Source organism: Telluria sp. ZB4P37, from assembly GCF_059685855.1.
In genome coordinates, this window is record NZ_JCASID010000006.1 from 148,356 (window position 1) to 168,357 (window position 20,002).

Annotated in this window: 17 protein-coding genes; 16 read left to right on the forward strand and 1 reads right to left on the reverse strand. The window is 66.5% G+C overall.

The window, feature by feature from the left end:
• The first annotated feature begins 6 nt into the window (after positions 1-6).
• The 16 genes from rpsF (at position 7) to pulA (ending at position 19,467) form a co-directional block, all read left to right on the forward strand.
• Entirely contained in the window at positions 7-399 is a 393-nt protein-coding gene (rpsF, locus tag AC56K1_RS12610) for a 30S ribosomal protein S6 (RefSeq protein ID WP_497131908.1), read from the forward strand.
• 50 nt (positions 400-449) lie between these two features.
• Complete coding sequence (gene priB, locus AC56K1_RS12615; RefSeq protein ID WP_497158185.1) at positions 450-740, forward strand: primosomal replication protein N; 291 nt, start codon at positions 450-452, stop codon at positions 738-740.
• A gap of 31 nt (positions 741-771) precedes the next feature.
• The gene (rpsR, locus tag AC56K1_RS12620; protein WP_497158186.1) at positions 772-1,062 is read left to right on the forward strand and encodes a 30S ribosomal protein S18; all 291 of its coding nucleotides are present in this window, start codon (positions 772-774) and stop codon (positions 1,060-1,062) included.
• Positions 1,063-1,098: 36 nt separating this feature from the next.
• On the forward strand, positions 1,099-1,551 hold the full coding sequence (gene rplI / locus AC56K1_RS12625) for a 50S ribosomal protein L9 (RefSeq protein ID WP_497158187.1): 453 nt from the start codon (positions 1,099-1,101) through the stop codon (positions 1,549-1,551).
• 118 nt (positions 1,552-1,669) lie between these two features.
• Positions 1,670-3,055: a replicative DNA helicase gene (locus AC56K1_RS12630; RefSeq protein ID WP_497158188.1), complete on the forward strand. Its 1,386-nt coding sequence runs from the start codon at positions 1,670-1,672 to the stop codon at positions 3,053-3,055.
• Positions 3,056-3,143: 88 nt separating this feature from the next.
• Positions 3,144-3,770, forward strand: coding sequence for a DUF47 domain-containing protein (locus AC56K1_RS12635; RefSeq protein WP_497131904.1), 627 nt, complete (start codon positions 3,144-3,146; stop codon positions 3,768-3,770).
• Positions 3,771-3,795: 25 nt separating this feature from the next.
• Positions 3,796-4,806, forward strand: a complete 1,011-nt coding sequence (locus tag AC56K1_RS12640) for an inorganic phosphate transporter (protein WP_497158189.1) — start codon at positions 3,796-3,798, stop codon at positions 4,804-4,806.
• A 162-nt stretch (positions 4,807-4,968) separates the two neighbouring features.
• Positions 4,969-6,783, forward strand: a complete 1,815-nt coding sequence (locus AC56K1_RS12645; RefSeq protein ID WP_497158190.1) for a methyl-accepting chemotaxis protein — start codon at positions 4,969-4,971, stop codon at positions 6,781-6,783.
• A gap of 7 nt (positions 6,784-6,790) precedes the next feature.
• Entirely contained in the window at positions 6,791-7,243 is a 453-nt protein-coding gene (locus AC56K1_RS12650) for a chemotaxis protein CheW (protein WP_497158191.1), read from the forward strand.
• On the forward strand, positions 7,240-8,454 hold the full coding sequence (locus AC56K1_RS12655; RefSeq protein ID WP_497158192.1) for a CheR family methyltransferase: 1,215 nt from the start codon (positions 7,240-7,242) through the stop codon (positions 8,452-8,454). The genes AC56K1_RS12650 and AC56K1_RS12655 overlap by 4 nt, the downstream gene beginning before the upstream one ends.
• Positions 8,451-9,020 (forward strand): chemotaxis protein CheW, encoded by a 570-nt coding sequence (locus AC56K1_RS12660; RefSeq protein WP_497158193.1) that lies wholly within the window; start codon positions 8,451-8,453, stop codon positions 9,018-9,020. The genes AC56K1_RS12655 and AC56K1_RS12660 overlap by 4 nt, the downstream gene beginning before the upstream one ends.
• Positions 9,017-11,275 (forward strand): hybrid sensor histidine kinase/response regulator, encoded by a 2,259-nt coding sequence (locus AC56K1_RS12665; protein ID WP_497158194.1) that lies wholly within the window; start codon positions 9,017-9,019, stop codon positions 11,273-11,275. The genes AC56K1_RS12660 and AC56K1_RS12665 overlap by 4 nt, the downstream gene beginning before the upstream one ends.
• Positions 11,272-12,288 (forward strand): chemotaxis-specific protein-glutamate methyltransferase CheB, encoded by a 1,017-nt coding sequence (cheB, locus tag AC56K1_RS12670; RefSeq protein ID WP_497158195.1) that lies wholly within the window; start codon positions 11,272-11,274, stop codon positions 12,286-12,288. The genes AC56K1_RS12665 and cheB overlap by 4 nt, the downstream gene beginning before the upstream one ends.
• Before the next feature lie 48 nt (positions 12,289-12,336).
• Positions 12,337-13,344, forward strand: coding sequence for a diguanylate cyclase (locus tag AC56K1_RS12675; protein WP_497158196.1), 1,008 nt, complete (start codon positions 12,337-12,339; stop codon positions 13,342-13,344).
• A 119-nt stretch (positions 13,345-13,463) separates the two neighbouring features.
• On the forward strand, positions 13,464-16,199 hold the full coding sequence (locus AC56K1_RS12680; protein ID WP_497158197.1) for a bifunctional diguanylate cyclase/phosphodiesterase: 2,736 nt from the start codon (positions 13,464-13,466) through the stop codon (positions 16,197-16,199).
• 169 nt (positions 16,200-16,368) lie between these two features.
• The gene (gene pulA / locus AC56K1_RS12685; RefSeq protein WP_497158198.1) at positions 16,369-19,467 is read left to right on the forward strand and encodes a pullulanase-type alpha-1,6-glucosidase; all 3,099 of its coding nucleotides are present in this window, start codon (positions 16,369-16,371) and stop codon (positions 19,465-19,467) included.
• 101 nt (positions 19,468-19,568) lie between these two features.
• Here pulA and AC56K1_RS12690 read toward each other — a convergent pair whose 3' ends face one another.
• Positions 19,569-19,808: a hypothetical protein gene (locus tag AC56K1_RS12690; protein WP_497158199.1), complete on the reverse strand. Its 240-nt coding sequence runs from the start codon at positions 19,806-19,808 to the stop codon at positions 19,569-19,571.
• Positions 19,809-20,002 lie beyond the last annotated feature (194 nt).

Below are 20,002 nucleotides of genomic sequence, written 5' to 3' on the forward strand. Positions count from 1 at the left end.
TAATGCATGCGTCATTATGAAATCGTTTTTATCGTCCACCCGGACCAAAGCGAGCAAGTCCCGGCGATGATCGAGCGTTACAAAGCCACGGTGTCGAGCCGCGGCGGTAACATCCATCGCGTCGAAGATTGGGGCCGTCGCCAGATGGCTTACCAGATCCAGAAGCTGCCGAAAGCCCACTACATCTGCCTGAACATCGAGTGCGACAACGAGACCCTGGTCGAGCTGGAAACCGCATTCAAGTTCAACGATGCCGTCCTGCGTCACCTGACCGTCAAGATGAAGAAGGCTGAAACCGCACCGTCGCCGATGATGAAGTCGGTCCAGCGCGAAGACGCAGCCAAGAGCCACCGCGCTGAAGCCGCAGCACCAGCTGCCGCCCCGGCCGCAGCAGCCTAATTGTTGATCCGGTTTTTCCAGGGAATCCCGAACACGAGTGAATCAGTAGCGTGAACGAACTGCGGCTCGTGGCGACCATCGCCGAGCGTGACGTGTTGCGTTACACCCCGGCCGGTGTCCCCATCGTGGGCGCCATCCTGATGCACAGTTCGCAGCAGGAAGAGGCAAGGGTAGCGAGGCTGGTCGAGTTTGAAGTCACCGCGCTGGCCGCGGGCGAGATTTCAGGCAGGTTTGCCAGCGCCGAACTCGGCGCGGCCTACCAGTTCACCGGATTCCTGGCACGGAAGAATCGCAACAGTAAAGCCTTGGTGTTTCACATCATTGATTTCAGTGCCGCCTGAAGCGGCATTCATTTAGATACAGGAGCCTAAAATGGCATTCGGTAAAAAGTTCGACAAAAACAAAGCGAAACTCAAAGAGAAGCGCAAACAGCAAAACCCGCTGTTCAAGCGTAAGAAGTTCTGCCGCTTCACCGCTGCAAACGTGGAACAGGTCGACTACAAAGACGTCGACACCCTGAAGGACTTCGTCCAGGAAAACGGCAAGATCATGCCGGCACGCCTGACCGGCACCAAGGCGCACTACCAGCGCCAGGTCGACACCGCGATCAAGCGCGCACGCTACCTCGCGCTGCTGCCGTACACCGACCTGCACCACGGTTAATCCGCGGCGTACAGATCAGAATTTCTGGAGAAAAATATGCAAGTTATCCTTTTGGAAAAAGTTGTTAACGTCGGCAACCTGGGCGACGTGGTCAAGGTCAAGGACGGTTACGCACGTAACTTCCTGATCCCGCAAAAGATGGCACGCCGTGCTACCCAGGCCGCCGTGGCCGAGTTCGAAGTCAAGCGCGCAGAACTGGAAAAAGTAGCAGCTGAAAAGCTGTCGGCTGCCCAGGCGCAGGGCGACAAGCTGAGCGGCATGACCGTCACCATCGGCCAGAAAGCCGGCGTCGACGGCCGCCTGTTCGGTTCGGTCACCAACTTCGACATCGCCGAAGCCCTGAGCAAGCAAGGCTTTGCGGTCGAGAAGTCGCAGGTTCGCCTGCCGACCGGCCCGCTGAAGACCACCGGTGAATTCCCGGTTGCAGTCGCCCTGCACACCGATGTCGTGTCGGAAATCACCATCGCCGTCGTCGGCGAAGCTGCTTAAGTTCTAGCGTAAAGCACTTGTTGCATAAATAAAAAAGCCGGGTTCGCCCGGCTTTTTTTATTGCCAGAATCTACCCAATTATTTCAGCCGTGTGACCGGAAAAGGTATAATGCCCGCCATGAATTCCCCATCCGATCCGCAAGTCGACTCGCTGCGCATCCCCCCGCATTCCATCGAGGCAGAGCAGTCCGTCATCGGCGGCCTCCTGCGCGATAACGCGGCATGGGACCGTATTGCCGACTTCATGCACGCGGACGACTTCTACCGCTACGACCACCGCATCATCTTCGAACAGATGGTCCGCCTGATCAATGGCGGCAAGCCGGCCGACGTGATCACGGTCTACGAGGCCATGGTCTCGCTGGGCAAGGCCGACGATGTGGGCGGCTTGCAATACCTGAACGCGATGGCGCAGAACACGCCGTCGGCGGCCAACATCCGCCGCTATGCCGAGATCGTGCGCGACCGCGGCATCCTGCGCAAACTCATTACGGTGGCAGACGAGATCTCGGGCAATGCCTTCAACCCGCAAGGCAAGGAAGTCAAGCAGATGCTGGACGAAGCCGAATCGAAGATCTTCGCGATCGCCGAGACCGGCGCGCGCGGCCAGCAGGGCTGGAACCCGATCCAGCCGCTGCTCACGCAAGTGGTCGAGCGCATCGACGAGCTGTACTCGCGCGAGAACCAGGGCGAGATCACCGGCGTGCCGACCGGCTTCATCGACCTCGACCGCATGACCTCCGGCCTGCAGCCGGGCGACCTGGTGATCGTGGCCGGCCGTCCGTCGATGGGCAAGACCGCGTTCTCGATCAATATCGGCGAGAACGTCGCGATCGAGGCGGGCCTGCCGGTGGCCGTTTTCTCGATGGAGATGGGCGGCACCCAGCTGGCCATGCGTATGCTCGGTTCGGTCGGCCAGCTGGACCAGCACCGCCTGCGTACCGGCCGCCTGAACGACGAGGACTGGCCGCGCCTGACGCACGCCATCCAGAAGATGAACGATGCCCAGCTCTACATCGACGAGACGCCGGCGCTGAACCCGATCGAGATGCGCGCACGCGCGCGCCGCCTGGCCCGCCAGTGCGGCAAGCTCGGCCTTATCATCGTCGACTACCTGCAGCTGATGCAGGGTAGCCAGCCGGGCGACAACCGCACCGCCGAGATCTCCGAGATCTCGCGTTCGCTCAAGGGCCTGGCCAAGGAACTGCATTGCCCGGTCATCGCGCTGTCGCAGCTGAACCGCTCGCTGGAGCAGCGCCCGAACAAGCGCCCCGTCATGTCCGACTTGCGCGAATCGGGCGCAATCGAGCAGGATGCGGACGTGATCATTTTCCTGTATCGCGACGAAGTCTATAACCCGGACTCGCCCGATAAAGGCACCGCCGAGATCATCATCGGCAAGCAGCGTAATGGTCCGATCGGGGCGATCCGCCTGACCTGGATCGGCCAATACACCAAGTTTGGCAACTACAGCGGCAACCTCGCCGTCTACCAAGGCGATTAAGCCGATATTGCGCCACGGCCGGGATGCCATCGAGGCAGGCCTGCCGCGGACCCTCGCAGACCCCCAAAGTTTTACAACGGAGAACTACATGTTTGGACGCCTGATGCCCCAGGAGGGGAAGTTTTTTGACCTGTTCAACCAGCACGCCGCATTGTGCGTGAAGGGTGCGCAGGAGATGGTTGGCCTGATGACCAACTTCGACGACCTGGAAATCCGCACCCACGCCGTGGAAAGCATCGAAAAACAGGCCGACAAGATCACCTACGCCTGCGTCGACCTGCTGCACAAGACCTTCATCACGCCGATCGACCGCGATGACATCCACAAGCTGATCACCCGCATGGACGACATCCTCGACATGATGGAAGACGGCGCCCAGACCGTGTCGCTGTACGACCTGCACGCGGTGACCCCGGAAGCCAAGCGCCTGGCCGAGCTGTGCCTGTCGTGCTGCCTGAAGGTGCAGGAAGCCGTCGGCCTGCTGCACGACATGGGCAATGCCCAGAAGATCGTCGCCATCTGCGAAGAGATCGACCGCTTCGAATCCGACGCCGACCACGTGATGCGCGCCGCCATGTCCAAGCTGTTCCGCGACGAGCCGGATGTGCGCAACCTGATCAAGATGAAGGCCATCTACGAGATCCTGGAGACCGTCACCGACCGTTGCGAGGATGTCGCCAACATCATCGAAGGCATCATCGTCGAGAACGCGTAACCCGCCGCCAAGAACAACAACAATTATGGAAACTATTAACATCAGCATCTGGGTGCTGGGCATGCTGGTGCTGCTCGCACTGGTGTTCGACTTCATGAACGGCTTTCACGATTCGGCGAATTCGATCGCCACCGTGGTGTCGACCGGGGTACTGAAGCCGCAGGCCGCGGTGGCGATGGCGGCCTTCTTCAACTTCATCGCGATCTTCGTGGTCAGCATGAAGGTGGCGCAGACCATCGGCAAGGGCACGATCGACCCGCACATCGTCGACCATTACGTCATCTTCGGCGCCCTGGTCGGAGCGATCACCTGGAACGTGATCACCTGGTACTACGGCATCCCGTCCTCGTCCTCGCATGCGCTGATCGGCGGCCTGGTGGGCGCCGCGGTGGCCAAATCCGGCACCGGCGCGCTGATCGCCGGCGGTCTGCTCAAGACCGTCGCCTTCATCGTCGTGGCTCCGCTGCTCGGCTTCGTGCTGGGGGCCACCATCATGCTGATCGTGTCCTGGATCTTCGTGAAATCCACGCCGCGCAAGGTCGACGTCTGGTTCCGCCGCCTGCAGCTGGTGTCGGCGGCCGGCTATTCGCTGGGCCACGGCGGCAATGACGCACAGAAGACCATGGGCATCATCTGGATGCTCCTGATCGCCGCCGGCGTGACCAGCCCCGATGCGCCCCTGCCGCCGATCTGGGTGATCATCTCCTGCTATGCGGCGATCGCCTTCGGCACGCTGTTCGGCGGCTGGCGCATCGTCAAGACCATGGGCCAGAAGATCACCAAGCTCAAGCCGGTCGGCGGCTTCTGCGCCGAAACCGGCGGCGCGATAACGCTGCTGATGGCGAGCTTCTTCGGTATCCCGGTCTCGACCACCCACACCATCACCGGCGCCATCGTGGGCGTGGGCGCCTCGCAGAAGGCCTCGGCCGTGCGCTGGGGCGTGGCGGGCAATATCGTGATGGCCTGGGTCGTCACCATCCCGGCATCGGCTTTCATGGCGGCGGTGGCGTGGTGGATCGGCACCAAGATCATGTAAGTGACGCCTGTAGCAGGGTCGCTCCACACAACCCGGCGATTGCCGGGTTTTTTTCTGCGCCGCGCGTCGACGTCCTGGCGAGACCATTGGCTTTGGGCACTATTTTTACCCGTGCAGGGCCCTGGAATGCTACAGTCACAGTCCGATTGTGCCGGAGTCCCCATGTTGAACGATTTGAGCATCAAGAACAAACTGATACTTGGCCTGGGAGCCATTGTCTCGATCATGCTGTTCCTGCTGGCGCTGGCGTATAACAACTCGCAAAAGCTCGCCGATGCCAACAAATGGGACCGCCACGCGCTGGAGGTGCTGGTCCAGTCCGACCATATCGCCACTTCCGTGCTGCAGGTCCAGAGCGCCATACGCGGCTTCCTCCTGACCGGCAACGAGGGGCTGATCGCGCCCCTGAACGCCGAGTTTGCCGAGGCAAAGGACCACCTGGCCACGGCCACTCGGCTAACGGCTGACAATCCACTCCAGCACGGCCGTCTCAAGCAGCTTGGGCCGACGCTCGACGAATGGATGGCCCAGGCGGTGCTGCCGCAAATTGCCTTGCGCCGGGCGCGGGATGCCGCCCCCGGGACTGCCAATGCGGCCGACACCAACGCAGCCGTGCTCGCTGGCGCGCGCACCGTGGCGGCGATCCGCAAACAGATCAACGATATCGCGGCCGAGGAAAATCGCCTGATGACCCTGCGCTCGCAGCACTCGGCGGCGCTCCAGGAAGACATGACGCTACTGCTCACGGTGGGCGGCGCGGCGACCATCGCACTGGCGGTGCTGATCGCATGGCTGCTGATCCGGGCCCTGCTGGCGCCGCTCAACAGCCTGAACCAGACGCTCGGGCGCATCGCCGCGGGCGACCAGTCGGCCCGAGCCCGCATCGATTCGAATGACGAGCTGGGCAAGGTGACCCGCGAATTCAATCGCATGGCGCAGGCGATCCAGGACAGCCAGGCCAAGGAGCAGGCAGCCACTACCGACCTGCGCGACAAGGTCGACGCGCTGCTGGCCGTGGTCTCGAAGGCCGCCGCTGGCGACCTGAGCGGCCGGATCGGCATCCATGGGAAGGACGCCATCGGCCAGCTCGGCCAGGGCTTGTCCACCATGTTCGACAACCTGCGCAGCCACCTCAACAACGTGCAGAAGGCCGGCATCCAGGTTACCACCTCGGCCACCGAGATCGCGGCCTCGTCGAAACAGCAGGAAGCAACCGGCATCGAACAGGCCCAGACCAGTGTCGAGATCCTGTCGACGACCAGGGAAATCTCGGCCAACACCACCCAGCTGCTGCGCACCATGGAGCAGGCTACCGCGGTGGCCGATTTCACTACCAGCGCCACGGCCGAAGCCCAGGGCAACCTCAAGCGCATGGACGCCACCATGCAGCACATGGTCAGCGCGACCGACTCGATCAACGCCAAGCTGGCGGCGCTGTCGGAAAAGGCGGGCAACATCAACAGTGTGCTGGTCACGATTACCAAGGTGGCCGACCAGACCAATATCCTGTCGCTCAATGCCGCGATCGAGGCCGAGAAGGCGGGCGACGCCGGGCGCGGCTTCTCGGTGGTAGCCACCGAAATCCGCCGCCTGGCCGACCAGACCTCGGTATCGACCTGGGACATCGAACAGATGGTCAAGGAAATGCAGTCGGCCGTGTCGGCCAGCGTCATGGGCATGGACAAGTTTTCCGAAGAGATCCGTCGCAGCGTGGGCGAGGTGCGCCAGGTGGCCGAACAGCTGTCCTCGGTGATGGACCAGGTGCAAAAGCTCGCGCCGCAGTTCGACCTGGTGCTCGAAGGAATGCAGTCGCAGGCGGTGGGTGCCTCGCAGATTTCGGAAACCATGCTCCAGCTGAGCGACGCGACGCAGCAGACGGTCGAGTCCCTGAAGGCGACCAGCGAAGCGGTGCGTCAGCTCCAGTACGCGGCCGGCGACCTGCAGTCGTCGGTGGCCACCTTCTCCGTCAACAGCTGATACGGCCATGAAAGTGCTGGTCTTTCACATCGGCGCCCAGCGCTACGGCTTGCACCTGGCGGGCATCCGCCAGGTGCTGCCGGCGGCGGCGCTCAGGGAGCTGCCGCTGGCGCCGCCCTACGTGGCCGGCCTGCTCGACCTGCACGGCGCGCCGGTACCCGTGATCGACCTGGACCGGCTGGCCGGCATCGCGCCGTCGCCGCCGCACTACGATACCCGCATCGTGGTGGCCGACTACGTCCTCGGTGACGGCAGCCTGCGGGCCCTGGGCCTGCTCGCCGCGCGCGTCCAGGGCGTGCAGCAGATCGCGCCCGGCCTGCTCACCGATGCCGGAGTGCGCGGCGCGCCTTTCCTCGGCCAGGTCGCCTCAAGTGACGGTGCCATGCTGCAGCTGGTCGAGGTCGACCAGCTGCTGTCGCCCGAGGTGCGCGCCTTGCTGTTTCCCGAGGGGCAGGCGTGAGCGCCCGTCAATTGCTGCAGCAGGCCACCGGCCTGAACGTCAGCGAGGCCGACGCCGAACGCGCGGTGCGCGAACGGATGGCCCGGCTGGGGGTGGCCGAGCGCGGCGCCTACCTCGATGCATTGCCCGCTGGCGAACTCGAGGCGCTGACCGAGCTGGTGGTGGTGCCCGAGTCCTGGCTGTTCCGCGACGCTGGGGCCTTTCGCGCCGCAACCGGGTTCGTCCAGCGCGCGCTGGCGCTGCAGCCCGCGCGCACGCTGCGCATCCTTTCGCTGCCATGCGCCGGCGGCGAAGAGCCGTATTCGATGGCGATGGCGCTCGACATGGCGGGGGTGGCGCCGGCATCGGTGCGGATCGACGCGATCGACCTGTCGCATGCGGCGATCGGGCGCGCCAGCGCCGCGCACTACACGCGCAACGCCTTCCGCGGCGCCGACCTGGCCTTCCGCGCCCGCTACTTCAGGGCCGAGGACGACGGCTACCGCCTGTGCGACGCCATCCGCGCCAGGGTCGGCTTCAGGCAGGGCAACCTGTTCGCCCTCGACACGGCGCTGTTGGCCGGTTGCTACGACCTGGTGTTTTGCCGCAACCTGCTGATCTACTTCGACGATCCGGCCGCGCATGCGGCGGCGCAGGTCCTGCGCCGCCTGCTGGCGGACGACGGCCTGCTGTTCGCCGGCTATGCCGAAGTGCCGGCCTTGTGCCGCCATGGCTTCGCTGCGCTGCGCCTGCCCGGTGCGTTCGCGCTCGAGAAAAGCGCGGCGCAGCCGGCGCTGCCGCTGCCGGCCTTGCGGCGCACCCTGGCAGTGCGGCCGGTCCCCGCGCCGGCGCCGCTCCCTGGTATGCCCGCGCGCGCCCGGGCGGCAAATCCCCTAGCGGCGGAGCATGATGCGCTGGCGCAGGCACGGCAGCTGGCCGATGCCGGCGACCATGCGGCGGCGGCGAGGCTCTGCCACGGCTGGCTGGCCGCCCACCCGGACTCGGCCGACGCCTATTTCCTGCTCGGCCTGGTCAGCGAGTGCGCAGGACAGCTGCGGCCGGCCGCCGATTACTGGCGCCGCTGCGTCTACCTGCAGCCGGACCACTACGCGGCGCTGTGCCACCTCAGCCTGCTGGCCCGGCGCGATGGCGACGTACGCGGCGCCGATGCCTACCAGGAGCGCGCCGCACGCGTGTATGGACGCGGCCAGGCCGGGAGGAGGACCGCATGAGCCTGCCTGAAGACGCGGCGCGGCGCATCCTTGAACGCCCGGTCGATGGCGCCTACCGTGCCTATTGGGCCGAGCGCCTGCGCCAGCCACCGGCGGCGGTCGAGGCGCCGGATGCCTCGGCACTGGTATTCCGGGTGGGGGCGGAGTGGCTCGCGGTGGCAGCGGCGATGGTGGAATCGGTCGCTCCCGTGGCCCCGGTGCACCGGGTGCCGCACCGCAGCGGCGGCGCGCTGCTCGGCGTCGTGAACGTCGGCGGCCGCCTGGTGCCGGCGCTGTCGCTGGCAAGCATGCTCGGCATCGACGAGGCCAGGGGCGCCGCGGTCAGCGGCCGCCATGTGTTCGCCCGGCTGCTGGTGCTGGACTGCGCGGGCCAGCCATGTGCCTTGCCGGTAGCCGAACTCAAAGGGCTGGTGCGCTACACCGGCGCCCATCTGGCGGCGCCGGCCGCCACCATCGACAAGGGCCTGGGACGGCAGCTGGCGGGCGTGCTGTCGCACGACGGCCTGCTGGTGGGCGTGCTCGCCCCGGGCCTGCTGGCCGCGCATTGCGCGGGATTGCTGCGATGAGCCACGAATCCGTCGACCTGAGCCAGTTTTCGCTGCTCGACCTGTTCCGGATGGAGGCCGATGGGCAGGTGCGCCACCTGACCGAAGGCTTGCTGCGCCTGGAGGGCGGCGGCGGCGCCGAGGTGCTCGATGGCCTGATGCGTGCGGCCCACTCGATCAAGGGGGCGGCCGCCATCGTCGGGCTGCAGGTGGTGGTGGAGCTCGCGCATGCAATGGAAGATGCCTTCATCGCGGCCCAGGCTGGAGCGCTGGCGCTGCAGCCGGCCGCCATCGACGTGCTGCTGGGCGGCGTGGACCTGGTCGCGCAGGTGGCGGCCTTGAGCGAGGCAGGCCTGGACGACTGGATGCGCGCGCACCGGCACGCCATCGATGCGGCCGTGACGGCCATGCGCGGCCTGGGCGCACCGCCCGCCGAGGACAAGGCCGGGCATGTCCCGGCGGAGCCCGTGCACGTTCCGGCGCAGCCGCCTGCGCCGCCACCGATTGCCGCCGCACCCGATCCGGCGCCGCCTGCGCCTGCCGCTGCGCCCCGCGGCGCCGGCCCCGCCGCCGACGCCTTGCTGGCGCAGGCCAGCCAGGCGCGTGTCAATGCCCACAAGCTCGCCGGCTTCAACGCCTCGCTGCAACGCTTCAAGCGCCAGCAGGCCACCATGCTGGCCGCGCTGGCGCAGCTGCACGAAGCCGTCGCCGCCCGCGGCGACCCTGCGCTGGCCGAGCAGTCGGCGCTGGTGTTGGCGCGCGCCGAGCCGCTCAAGCTGCTGCTGCAGCAGCACATGGCCGAAGCCGAAACCCATGAGCGCCGCGCGGCCCAGGTCGCCACTCGCATGGTGGACCAGGTGCTGGCGCTGCGCATGGGCCCGTTCAGCGACGGCGTGCATGCCTTGCCGCGCATGGTGCGCGACCTGGCACGCAAGCTCGGCAAGCAGGTGAAGCTGGTCATCGAAGGCGGCGCGATACCGGTCGACCGGGCGATCCTTGCGCGCATCGAGAATCCGCTCAACCACCTGCTGCGCAATGCGCTCGATCACGGCATGGAAAGCCCGGACGAACGCAGTACGGCGGGCAAGCCGGCGCAGGGCACGATCCGTCTGGCGGCGCGCCATCGCGGCGGCATGCTGGTGATCGAGGTCAGCGACGACGGCCGCGGCATCGATCCCGATCGGGTACGCAGCGCGGTGGTCGAGCGCGGGCTGGGCAGCGCGGCCATGGCGGCGGCGCTGTCGCCGGCCGAGCTGATGGAATTCCTGTTCCTGCCCGGTTTCAGCCTGAAAGCGGATGTGACCGATATCTCCGGCCGCGGCGTGGGCCTGGACGTGGTCCAGCAGGTGGTGCGTGAGCATAACGGCAGCGTGCGCGTCGACAGCAGGCCGGGCCAGGGCTTGCGCACGGCGATCACGCTGCCGCTGACGCAGTCGATCGTGCGCGCGCTGGTGGTGCTGGTAGCGGGCGAAGCCTATGCCATCCCGATCGCCAAGGTGCAGCAGGTGCTGCGGGTGGCCCAGGATGCCGTGCACACGCTGGAAAACAAACAGTTCTTCGAGCTCGGCGGCGTGCATTACGGGCTGGTGGCCGCGGCCCAGGTGCTGGAGCTGGGCCAGGCGCCGCCGGCGGCCGAGCTGTCGGTGGTGGTGCTGGGCGAGGGCGCCGCGCGCTATGCGCTGGTGGTCGATGCCATCGCCGGCGAGCAAAGTCTCACCGTGCAGGCGCTCGACCCGGTGTTCGGCAAGCTGCGCAACGTGGCGGCCGGCGCGCTGCTCGACGATGGCGCACCGGTGCTGGTGCTGGACGTGGCCGACCTCCTGGTGTCGATCGACAGGCTGCTGCATGCCGGCGACCTGCAGCAGCTGCCGCGCCAGGACGAGGGCGCAGTGCGCGCCACGCGCCACGTGCTGGTGGTCGACGACTCGCTCACGGTGCGCGAAATGGAGCGCCAGCTGCTGGCGGCGCGTGGCTACCGGGTCGATACCGCGGTCGACGGCGTGGACGGCTGGAACATGGCGCGCGCCGGCGACTACGACCTGCTGGTGACCGACATCGACATGCCGCGCATGGACGGCATCGAGCTGGTCGGCCTGGTGCGCCAGGATGCGCGCCTGCGCAAGCTGCCGGTCATGATCGTCTCGTACAAGGACCGTCCGGAAGACCGCGCGCGCGGGATGGAGGCGGGGGCCGACTATTACCTGGCCAAGGGCAGCTTCCATGACGCGACCCTGCTCGATGCCGTATTCGACCTGATCGGGCCGGCCGCGCCATGAGGATCGGCATTGCCAACGACCTCAATCTGGCAGCGGAAGCCTTGCGCCGCGTCGTCACGGCCGGGACCGGGCACCAGGTGGCGTGGATCGCGCGCACCGGCCTGGACGCGGTGCGCCTGTGCGCCGAGGACCGCCCGGACCTGGTCCTGATGGACCTGAACATGCCCGGCCTCGATGGCGTCGAGGCCACCCGGCGCATCATGCTTGCCTCGCCCTGCGCGGTCCTGGTGGTCACCGGCCATCCGCAGGACAACGTCGGCCAGGTGTTCCGCGCGCTGGGCGCGGGAGCGCTCGACGTGACCGCCACGCCAGTGCTGGCCGGCGACGGGAATGGCGCGGCCGAACTGCTGGCCAAGATCAAGACCATCGGCAAGCTGATCCGCTTCGACCGGACAGCCCCTGCCGCCGCCGGCGCCGGGCCCGGACGCCCGCACCTGCCCGCGGGGCGTATCCGGCACCTGCTGGCCATCGGCGCCTCGACCGGCGGCCCGGTGGCGATTGCCGCCGTCCTGGCCGGGTGGCAGGCGCCGCCCGACACGGCGATCGTGGTGGTGCAGCATATCGACGCCAGCTTCGCCGGGCATTTCGCGCGCTGGCTCGACGATCAGCTCGGCATGCCGGTGCGGGTGGTCGCCGAAAACGACGCCTTGCAGGGCGGGGTGGTGCAGGTCGCGCAGAGCAACGACCACCTGGCGCTCGGTGCCGGACAGCGCTTCCATTACCAGCCCGAACCGGTCGACAATCCCTACCGGCCGTCGGTTGACGTCCTGTTCGGCTGCGTGGCCTCGCACTGGGCGGGAAGTGCGACCGGCGTACTGCTGACCGGGATGGGACGCGACGGCGCCGCCGGCCTGCTGGCGATGCGCCGGGCCGGGCACGCGACCATCGCCCAGGACCAAGCCAGTAGCGCCGTGTATGGCATGCCGCGGGCCGCCGCTGAGATTGGCGCTGCAACAGATATTTTGCCGCTTGGTAAGATTGGCGCGGCGATTCGCGATAGAATTCGTGATTAATTCCAGTTAAAAACAGATTGAACCCTCACTTATTATTGCAGGCTTACCATGTCTGAAGTTGTACCCATGGACGTTCCGCAGCAAGATCCCTTCCGCCATCGCGTCCGGGTCTTGCTGGTGGACGACCAGCTCATCATCGTCGAGGCGATCCGTCGGATGCTCGTTGCCGAGCATGACATCGAATTCCACTTCGTGACCGATGCCGCCAAGGCGCAGGCGGCTGCGGCCGTGCTGCGGCCAACCGTGATCCTGCAGGACCTGGTGATGCCGGGAAGCGACGGGTTCGACCTGATCCGCCAGTACCGCATCGACGCCGCCCTGCGTTCGGTGCCGGTGATCGTGCTGTCGGCCAAGGAAGACCCGAAACTCAAGGCTCACAGCTTCGCCGTCGGCGCCAATGACTACCTGGTCAAGCTGCCCGATGCGCTGGAGTTGCTGGCGCGGATTCGCTACCACTCGGCCGCCTATGTCAGCCGGCTCGAACGCGACGAAGCCTTCCGTTTCCTGCGCGAGAGTCAGCAGAAGCTGGCCGATGCCAACGTCCAGCTGCAAAAGCTGGCGGCCCTGGACGGCCTGACCGGCATCGGCAACCGCCGGGCCTTCGACGACACCGTGCAGCGCGAATGGCAGCGTGGGCAGCGCACCCAGAAGCCGCTGTCGATGCTGCTGTGCGACGTCGACCATTTCAAGCTGTACAACGACGAGTTCGGCCACCAGGCGGGCGACCTGTGCCTGAAGAAAGTGGCGGCCGTGCTGACCGAGCAGCTCAAGCGTCCGGCCGACCTGGCGGCGCGCTACGGCGGCGAGGAGTTCGCCATCGTCCTGCCCGAAACCGACCTGGTTGGTGCGGTGAAGCTGGCCGAAGCCTGCCGCGCCCGCCTGGCAGGCCTGGCGCTCGAGCATCCCTGCACCGAGGCGGGCATGGTCACGATCTCGATAGGCGTCGCCTCGCTCGTGCCCGCTCCCGAGCACACGGCGGAACACCTCATCGCCAGCGCCGACAAGGCCTTGTACGCGGCCAAGGCCGAGGGACGCAACCGCGTTCGCCAGGGATAAGGCGGCGGGCCGGGCAGGGTCATCCTTGCTTGTGTGTCCCAGACGAATGCGCTGCGGCTGTTCCGGCAAGCCTCGTGGCATACTTTGCCCGTGGCTGTCCATGCCGTGCCGGAGCGCGAATGACCCAGCATATCGACAAGGCCTTACCCTCTGGCACCCCGATTGGTCTCGGTGTGCTCGGCCCCCTGCGTCCTTTCCTGGCCTTCCTGCGCCGGCACCTGGCGCTGCTCTTGCTGTGGCCGGCGATCGCGCTGGGCACCGCAGCCGTGCTGTGGAGCATGGTACTACTCGACCTGAAGCACGAACGGCATGACCGCGAGGCCGAGCTGGAGCAGCAGGTCGACGCCTATACCCGCAGCCTGGTGCTGCGCACGCGCCGCTCGATCGGCGACGCCGACCGGCTGCTGCTGCTGCTGCGCCACAACTGGACCACATCCGGCCAGCGCCTCGACCTGGGCGGCACCATCGAGGCCGGGATTTTTGCGCAGCAATTCATCTCCGCCGTGGCCCTGATCGACCGCAACGGCCTGGTCCTGAGCAGTTCCCATTCCGCCGCACCCGGCCTTGATTTCAGCGCCAAACCGTATTTCAGCGCGCAGCAGCGCGCGGCCAGCGACCAGCTCTATATCAGCGCCCCGCTCGACGGCCAGTTGTCGAAGCGCGAGATCATCGCTTTTTCGCGCCGGCTGCTCGCGCCCGACGGCAGCTTCGACGGCATCGTGCTGGTGTCGGTATACCCGTCCTTCTTCACCCAGCATTATGCCGAGCCGATACTGCGCGACTACGGCCTGGTCGGCTTCGTCGGCGCCGACGGGGTGGTGCGCGCCACCCGCACCGGCAATGTCGTGCATTCGGCGCGCATGCCCTTCCTGCGCGCCGCGCTCCCCACCGAGCCGCCCCAGGGCGTGGCGCGCTTCGAGGGCAGGCACTGGTTTGCCGACGGGCGCACCCGCGTGCTCGGCTGGCAGCGCATGATGGAACACGGCCTGGTCGGCGTGGTAGGCGTAGACGAATACTCGGCCATGGCGCCCTTCCGCGCGCACCGCCGGGCTGCGCTGGACAACGCATGGTGGAACACCGCCTGGCTGGCCCTCGCCGCACTGGCGGCCACCAGCTTTTACCTGCACGCCAAGTGGAAGCAGCACCAGATCGAGACCATCCGCTCCACCTACCGCCTGGCCACCGAAGACGCGGGGGAGGGCTTCTTCATCAACCGCCCGCTGCGCGACGCGCACGGCAAGGTACGCGATTTCGAGGTCGTCGACTGCAACCAGTACGGGGCCGACATGTTCGGGACGGAGCCTGGCCGGCTGATCGGGCACCGCCTCTCCGAGTTCTACCAGGGCAAGCTGTTCGAGGCCGCCTGCGCCCGGCTGCAGGAAGCGCTCGACACCGGCCTGTACGACAGCGAGCTCCAGGTGACGGCCGCGAAGCAGTTGCTCAAGCCGAAGTGGATCCGCTACAAGGCCGTGCGCGCCGGCGACGACCTGGCGGTGACGATCCGCGACATCAGCGAGGCCAAGGCGCATCTGACCGAGCTCGAGCGCAGGAGCAATTCCGATGCGCTCACCGGCCTGCCGAACCGCCACTGGATCCAGCACTACCTGCCGCAGGCGATCGAAGCCGCGCGCTCGGGCGGCCACGGCCTGGCGGTGCTGTTCATCGACCTCGATGGTTTCAAGACCGTCAACGACGCGCTCGGGCACTCGGCCGGCGACGAACTGCTGCGCACCGTCGGCAAGCGCCTGAAGCTGGCGGTGCGCCCGCGCGACCATGTGGTGCGCCTGGGCGGCGACGAATTCGTGGTGGTGCTCGAGCACGTCGACAGCGCCGCCGCCGTCGAACACGTCGCCGGACGCGTGCTCGAGGCCTTCCACAACGGCTTTCATCTACAACATACCACCCACGTGCTGGGCGCCTCGATCGGCATCAGCCTGTTCCCCGAGGATGGGGACGACGCCCAGACCCTGCTCAAGAATGCGGACATCGCGATGTACTCGGTCAAGACCGAAGGCAAGGGCAGTTTCCGCTTCTTCCAGTCGCGTTTTTTCGAAGCGATCCGCACCCGCCTGGAGACCGAGCTGGAACTGCGGCGCGCGCTCGACCACCATCAGTTCGTGGTGCATTACCAGCCGCGCGTCGACCTCGCCGCCGGCACGGCCTCGAGCATGGAGGCACTGGTGCGCTGGGACCGCCCCGGCAAGGGGCTCACCGGACCGGACAGCTTCATCGCCCTGGCCGAAGAGACCGGCCTGATCGTGCGGCTGGGCGAGCAGGTGGTCGACAGCGTCTGCCGCCAGCTGGCCCTGTGGGCAAAGGACGGCGCCGAACTGGTGCCGGTGTCGGTGAACATCTCGCCGCGCCAGTTCAGCCAGTGCGACGTGCTGGCGCTGTTCAGGAGCGCCAGCGCCCGCCACGGGATCGACCCCTCGCTGCTCGAAATCGAGGTCACCGAGTCGTCCATGATGCAGGAGGGGATCGGGGAGTCCGACGTGTTCCGCCAGCTGCGCGGCCTGGGGATCAAGCTGTGCATCGACGACTTCGGCACCGGCTACTCGTCGCTGTCCCAGCTGCAGAAGCTGCGCTTCGACGTGCTCAAGATCGACCGCGCCTTCGTGCTGCGCATCGAACAGCCCGAGGGCGACACCCTGATCGCTTCGATGATCGCGATGGCCCACGCGCTGGGCATGCGGGTGGTGGCCGAGGGCGTCGAGAACCGCAGGCAGATGCAGCTTCTCAAGACGCTCGGCTGCGACGAGGGCCAGGGCTATTTCTTCTCCCGTCCGGTTGCCCCGGGCGAGCGCCAGCCGCAGGGCAGCCGCGAATTCCAGCCGGCAATCTCGCCCAAATCCTGAGCTTGTTGCTATCCAGGGACAGGGCACACCGCCCTGTTTTTTTGTGTGCGTGCACCAGCATATTGCCGAGTCTTGGTAGTAATATTACATCGTGGCGCTCGCCACCCTTGCCGCCAGCGGTCAACCGTAGGGCGCCACTGCCAATGACAATAAAGACAAAGGGGACAACATGCGCAACAGACGTAGTTTGATTTCACGGCTGCGCCTCACCGTGGCGGCTTGCGGAACAATGATGCTGGTGGCAAGCTTCGCCCTGCCGGGCTCAAGCGTCGCCGCCCAGACGGCGGCTGCCAGCGCCGCCGCACCGGTCGCGGCCGGCACCATCCGGGTGCACTTCCGCCGCGTGCAGAACGACACCAGCCAGTGGGGCGTGTATTCGTGGGACGGCCCGGCCAACCCCAGCTCGGCCTGGATCACCGACCGCTTCATGTTCACCCAGGGCGACGCCTTCGGCGGCTATGTCGACATCCCCCTGGCGAGCGGCAAGACCGCGCTGTGGTTCCTCGTCACCGACGGCAGCGGCAACAAGAATTGCGGCGCCGACCAGGGTGCGCCGCTCAACCCGGACGTCGCTACCCGCGGCCACGAGATCTGGCTGCTCGAGGGCGACTGCACCGTCTACACCGCGCCGCCCGCCATCAGCTTCGGCAACCTGGCCAATGCCAGCGCCCACTGGCTGGCCGCGAAAACCATCGCCTGGCCGGGCGTGCCCGCCGCCGGCAGCTACAAGCTGTACTACGCCGCGAACGGCGGATTGGGTTCCAGCCTGGCCGGCGTGACGGGCGCGGACGGCAGCATGGCGCTCACGCCCAGCAGCTTGCCCGAGGCGCTGCGCGAGAAATTCCGCCACCTGGCCGGCGCCACCGGCCTGGCGCTGTCCAGCGCCGATGCCGCCAGGCTCCCAATCCTGGCCAGCGCGCAGTTCGCCGTGGCCCAGTTCGACGCCGCCGGCCAGCTGGTGCAGGTCACTTCGCTGCAGAACGCCGGCATGCTCGACGAGGTGTTCGCCGAGCGCGCCGCGACCGCCAAGCTGGGCGTGAGCTTCAGCGCCCAGGGCGTGCCGACTTTCCGCCTGTGGGCGCCAACCGCGAAATCGGTGGCGCTGGACATCTATGCCAGTGCCGACGCGCCGGCCAGCACCCAGGTGCCGATGCGCTTCGACGCCGCCAGCGGCATCTGGAGCTATACGGCGCCGGATGCCGCCTTGGCCAACCGCGCCTATTACACCTATACCGTGAAGGTGCTGTCGCGCTGGGCCAACAACACCCTGGTGACGAATACCGTCACCGATCCGTATTCGCTGAGCCTGAACGCCAATAGCGGCCGTTCCTTCGTCGCCAGGCTCGACAGCCCGGCGCTCAAGCCGCGCGGCTGGGACAGCCACCAGCTGCCCCGGCTCGAGCACCCGGCCGACATCTCGCTGTACGAGCTGCACGTGCGCGATTTCAGCGCCGGCGACGACTCCGTGGCGGCCGCGAACCGCGGCAAATACCTGGCCTTCACCGAGCGCGGTTCGCGCGGCATGCGCCACCTGAAGTCGCTGGAAGCGGCGGGCCTGACCCATGTGCACCTGCTGCCGGCGTTTGACTTCGCCAGCGTCAACGAAGCCGGCTGCAGCACCCCGGTCATTCCGAATGCGGCGCCGGATTCCGCTGCGCAGCAGGCGGCGGTGGATGCAAGCCGCGACAGCGACTGCTTCAACTGGGGCTACGACCCGGTGCACTACAACGCGCCGGAGGGCAGCTATGCGTCCAACGCCAACGACGGCGCCGCGCGCATCCGCGAGTTCCGCGCGATGGTGCAGGGGCTGCACGAAACCGGGCTGCGGGTGACGATGGACGTGGTCTACAACCACACCAGCGCCTCGCAGCAAGGCCCGCTGTCGGTGCTCGACAAGATCGTCCCGGCCTACTACTACCGCCTGAACGCCAACGGCGCCAACCTGAACGACAGCTGCTGCGCAGACACCGCCGCCGAGCACGCGATGATGGGTAAACTCATGATCGATTCGGTGTCGCTGTGGGCATCGGAATACAAGGTCGACAGCTTCCGCTTCGACATCATGGGCTTCGCGCCGCTGGACCTGATGAAGCGCCTGAAAGCCAGCGTGAACCGCGCCGCCGGCCGCGAGATCTACCTCTACGGCGAAGCATGGAACTTCGGCGCGGTGGGCAACGACCAGCGCTTCGTGCAGGCGCGCCAGGCGAACATGTTCGGCAGCGGGATCGGCTCGTTCAACGACCGGCTGCGCGATGCGGTGCGCGGCGGCGGCTGCTGCGACGGCGGCGACAACCTGATCAGCCAGCAAGGCTTCATCAACGGCGTGTGGTACGACCCGAATGCGTTAAGCAACCAGTCGCGCGACGATGCCCTGCGCCTGGCCGACCTGGTGCGCGTGGGCCTGTCGGGTACCTTGCGCGACTACCGCTTCACGGACCGTTTCGGTTCGCTGCGCTCGAACGCCCAGATCGATTACTTCGGCCAGAACGCGGGCTTTGCCGCCAGCCCGGCTGAAACCATCAACTACATCGAGGCGCACGACAACCAGACCCTGTTCGACATCAACGCCTTCCGCCTGCCGCAAGCGACGTCGCTTGCGGACCGCGTACGGGTGCAGAACCTGGGCGCGGCCATCGTGCTGCTGTCGCAGGGCGTGCCCTTCATCCATGCGGGGCAGGAGATCCTGCGCTCCAAGTCGCTCGACCGCGACAGCTATAACGCGGGCGACTGGTTCAACCGCCTGGATTACAGCTACACGTCGAACAACTTCGGCGTCGGCTTGCCGATGGGCGGCCCGAACGGCGACAACTGGGGCCGCATGGCGCCGGTGCTGAACAACCCCTTGATCATGCCGGATACGAAAGCGATCCTGTCGGCCAAGGCGGCGGTTGAAGAGTTGCTGGCGATCCGCAAGGACAGCAGCTTGTTCCGCCTGCGCACGGCGAAGGACGTGAGCGAGCGCCTGGTCTTCCACAACACCGGCCCGGACCAGCAGGCGGGCCTGGTGGTGATGCGCATCGACGGCGATTCGCCTTACCGCTACCCCGACGCGCAGTACCGCAGCGTGGTGGTGCTGTTCAACGTGGACAAGGAAGCAAAGACCATCGCCATCCCCGCGCTCAAGGGTCTCAAGCTCAAGCTGCACAAACTGCAGCGCAAGTCGGATGACCCGGCGGTGAAGGCGTCCGGCTACCAGGATGAGAGCGGCACCTTCACCATCCCGGCGCGTACCACGGCGGTCTTCGTGGAAGGCGGCTCGGGCGACTGAGTGGTATTCACGCCCTAAAAGAAAGGCCGGCAGCGCGCGATGCGTTACCGGCCTTTTTGCCGTGCGGGGACCGGGCGCCGGGCTGCTTGCCGGCGCGGCCTTTAGGTGCCCGTCGGGGTGGGCTGTCCCGAATTCATGTTGCGCTGGTTTTCGAGATCGTCCTTGTTGACCGTGCCGACATTGGTGGCGTTCGGGCCCTGGTTCTTCTTGCGCGGGATGATGGTCCCGGTCGGAACATGGGCTTCTTCGCGGGCCAGCTTCTGGCCGCCCTCGGCCGGCGTCGACTCACAGCCCGTGAGCAGGGTACAGGCCGCAGCGGCGGCCGCGATGAAATATTTCATGTGGGGCTAACTCCTCTAAATGTCCCGTTATCGTGTATGCATAATTCGGTAAGTGACGAAAAATGGCAGGGTTGATTGTAATGGTGATTTGCAGGGAAAATGTCAGCTAACTGTAGCGCTTTGCAAAGATTCGTATTTTTATGCAAGACGCGAAAGCGGCAGGCCAAAAAAAGCCAGGAGGGCAGGCGCGCTCC

What these genes read in the sequence shown, in the direction of transcription:
- rpsF (WP_497131908.1), top strand. Translation starts at nt 7, where the DNA reads ATGCGTCATTATGAAATCGTTTTTATCGTCCACCCGGACCAAAGCGAG.
- rpsR (WP_497158186.1), top strand. Translation starts at nt 772, where the DNA reads ATGGCATTCGGTAAAAAGTTCGACAAAAACAAAGCGAAACTCAAAGAG.
- rplI (WP_497158187.1), top strand. Translation starts at nt 1,099, where the DNA reads ATGCAAGTTATCCTTTTGGAAAAAGTTGTTAACGTCGGCAACCTGGGC.
- AC56K1_RS12630 (WP_497158188.1), top strand. Translation starts at nt 1,670, where the DNA reads ATGAATTCCCCATCCGATCCGCAAGTCGACTCGCTGCGCATCCCCCCG.
- AC56K1_RS12635 (WP_497131904.1), top strand. Translation starts at nt 3,144, where the DNA reads ATGTTTGGACGCCTGATGCCCCAGGAGGGGAAGTTTTTTGACCTGTTC.
- AC56K1_RS12640 (WP_497158189.1), top strand. Translation starts at nt 3,796, where the DNA reads ATGGAAACTATTAACATCAGCATCTGGGTGCTGGGCATGCTGGTGCTG.
- AC56K1_RS12645 (WP_497158190.1), top strand. Translation starts at nt 4,969, where the DNA reads ATGTTGAACGATTTGAGCATCAAGAACAAACTGATACTTGGCCTGGGA.
- AC56K1_RS12650 (WP_497158191.1), top strand. Translation starts at nt 6,791, where the DNA reads ATGAAAGTGCTGGTCTTTCACATCGGCGCCCAGCGCTACGGCTTGCAC.
- AC56K1_RS12660 (WP_497158193.1), top strand. Translation starts at nt 8,451, where the DNA reads ATGAGCCTGCCTGAAGACGCGGCGCGGCGCATCCTTGAACGCCCGGTC.
- AC56K1_RS12665 (WP_497158194.1), top strand. Translation starts at nt 9,017, where the DNA reads ATGAGCCACGAATCCGTCGACCTGAGCCAGTTTTCGCTGCTCGACCTG.
- cheB (WP_497158195.1), top strand. Translation starts at nt 11,272, where the DNA reads ATGAGGATCGGCATTGCCAACGACCTCAATCTGGCAGCGGAAGCCTTG.
- AC56K1_RS12675 (WP_497158196.1), top strand. Translation starts at nt 12,337, where the DNA reads ATGTCTGAAGTTGTACCCATGGACGTTCCGCAGCAAGATCCCTTCCGC.
- AC56K1_RS12680 (WP_497158197.1), top strand. Translation starts at nt 13,464, where the DNA reads ATGACCCAGCATATCGACAAGGCCTTACCCTCTGGCACCCCGATTGGT.
- pulA (WP_497158198.1), top strand. Translation starts at nt 16,369, where the DNA reads ATGCGCAACAGACGTAGTTTGATTTCACGGCTGCGCCTCACCGTGGCG.
- AC56K1_RS12690 (WP_497158199.1), bottom strand. Translation starts at nt 19,808, where the DNA reads ATGAAATATTTCATCGCGGCCGCCGCTGCGGCCTGTACCCTGCTCACG.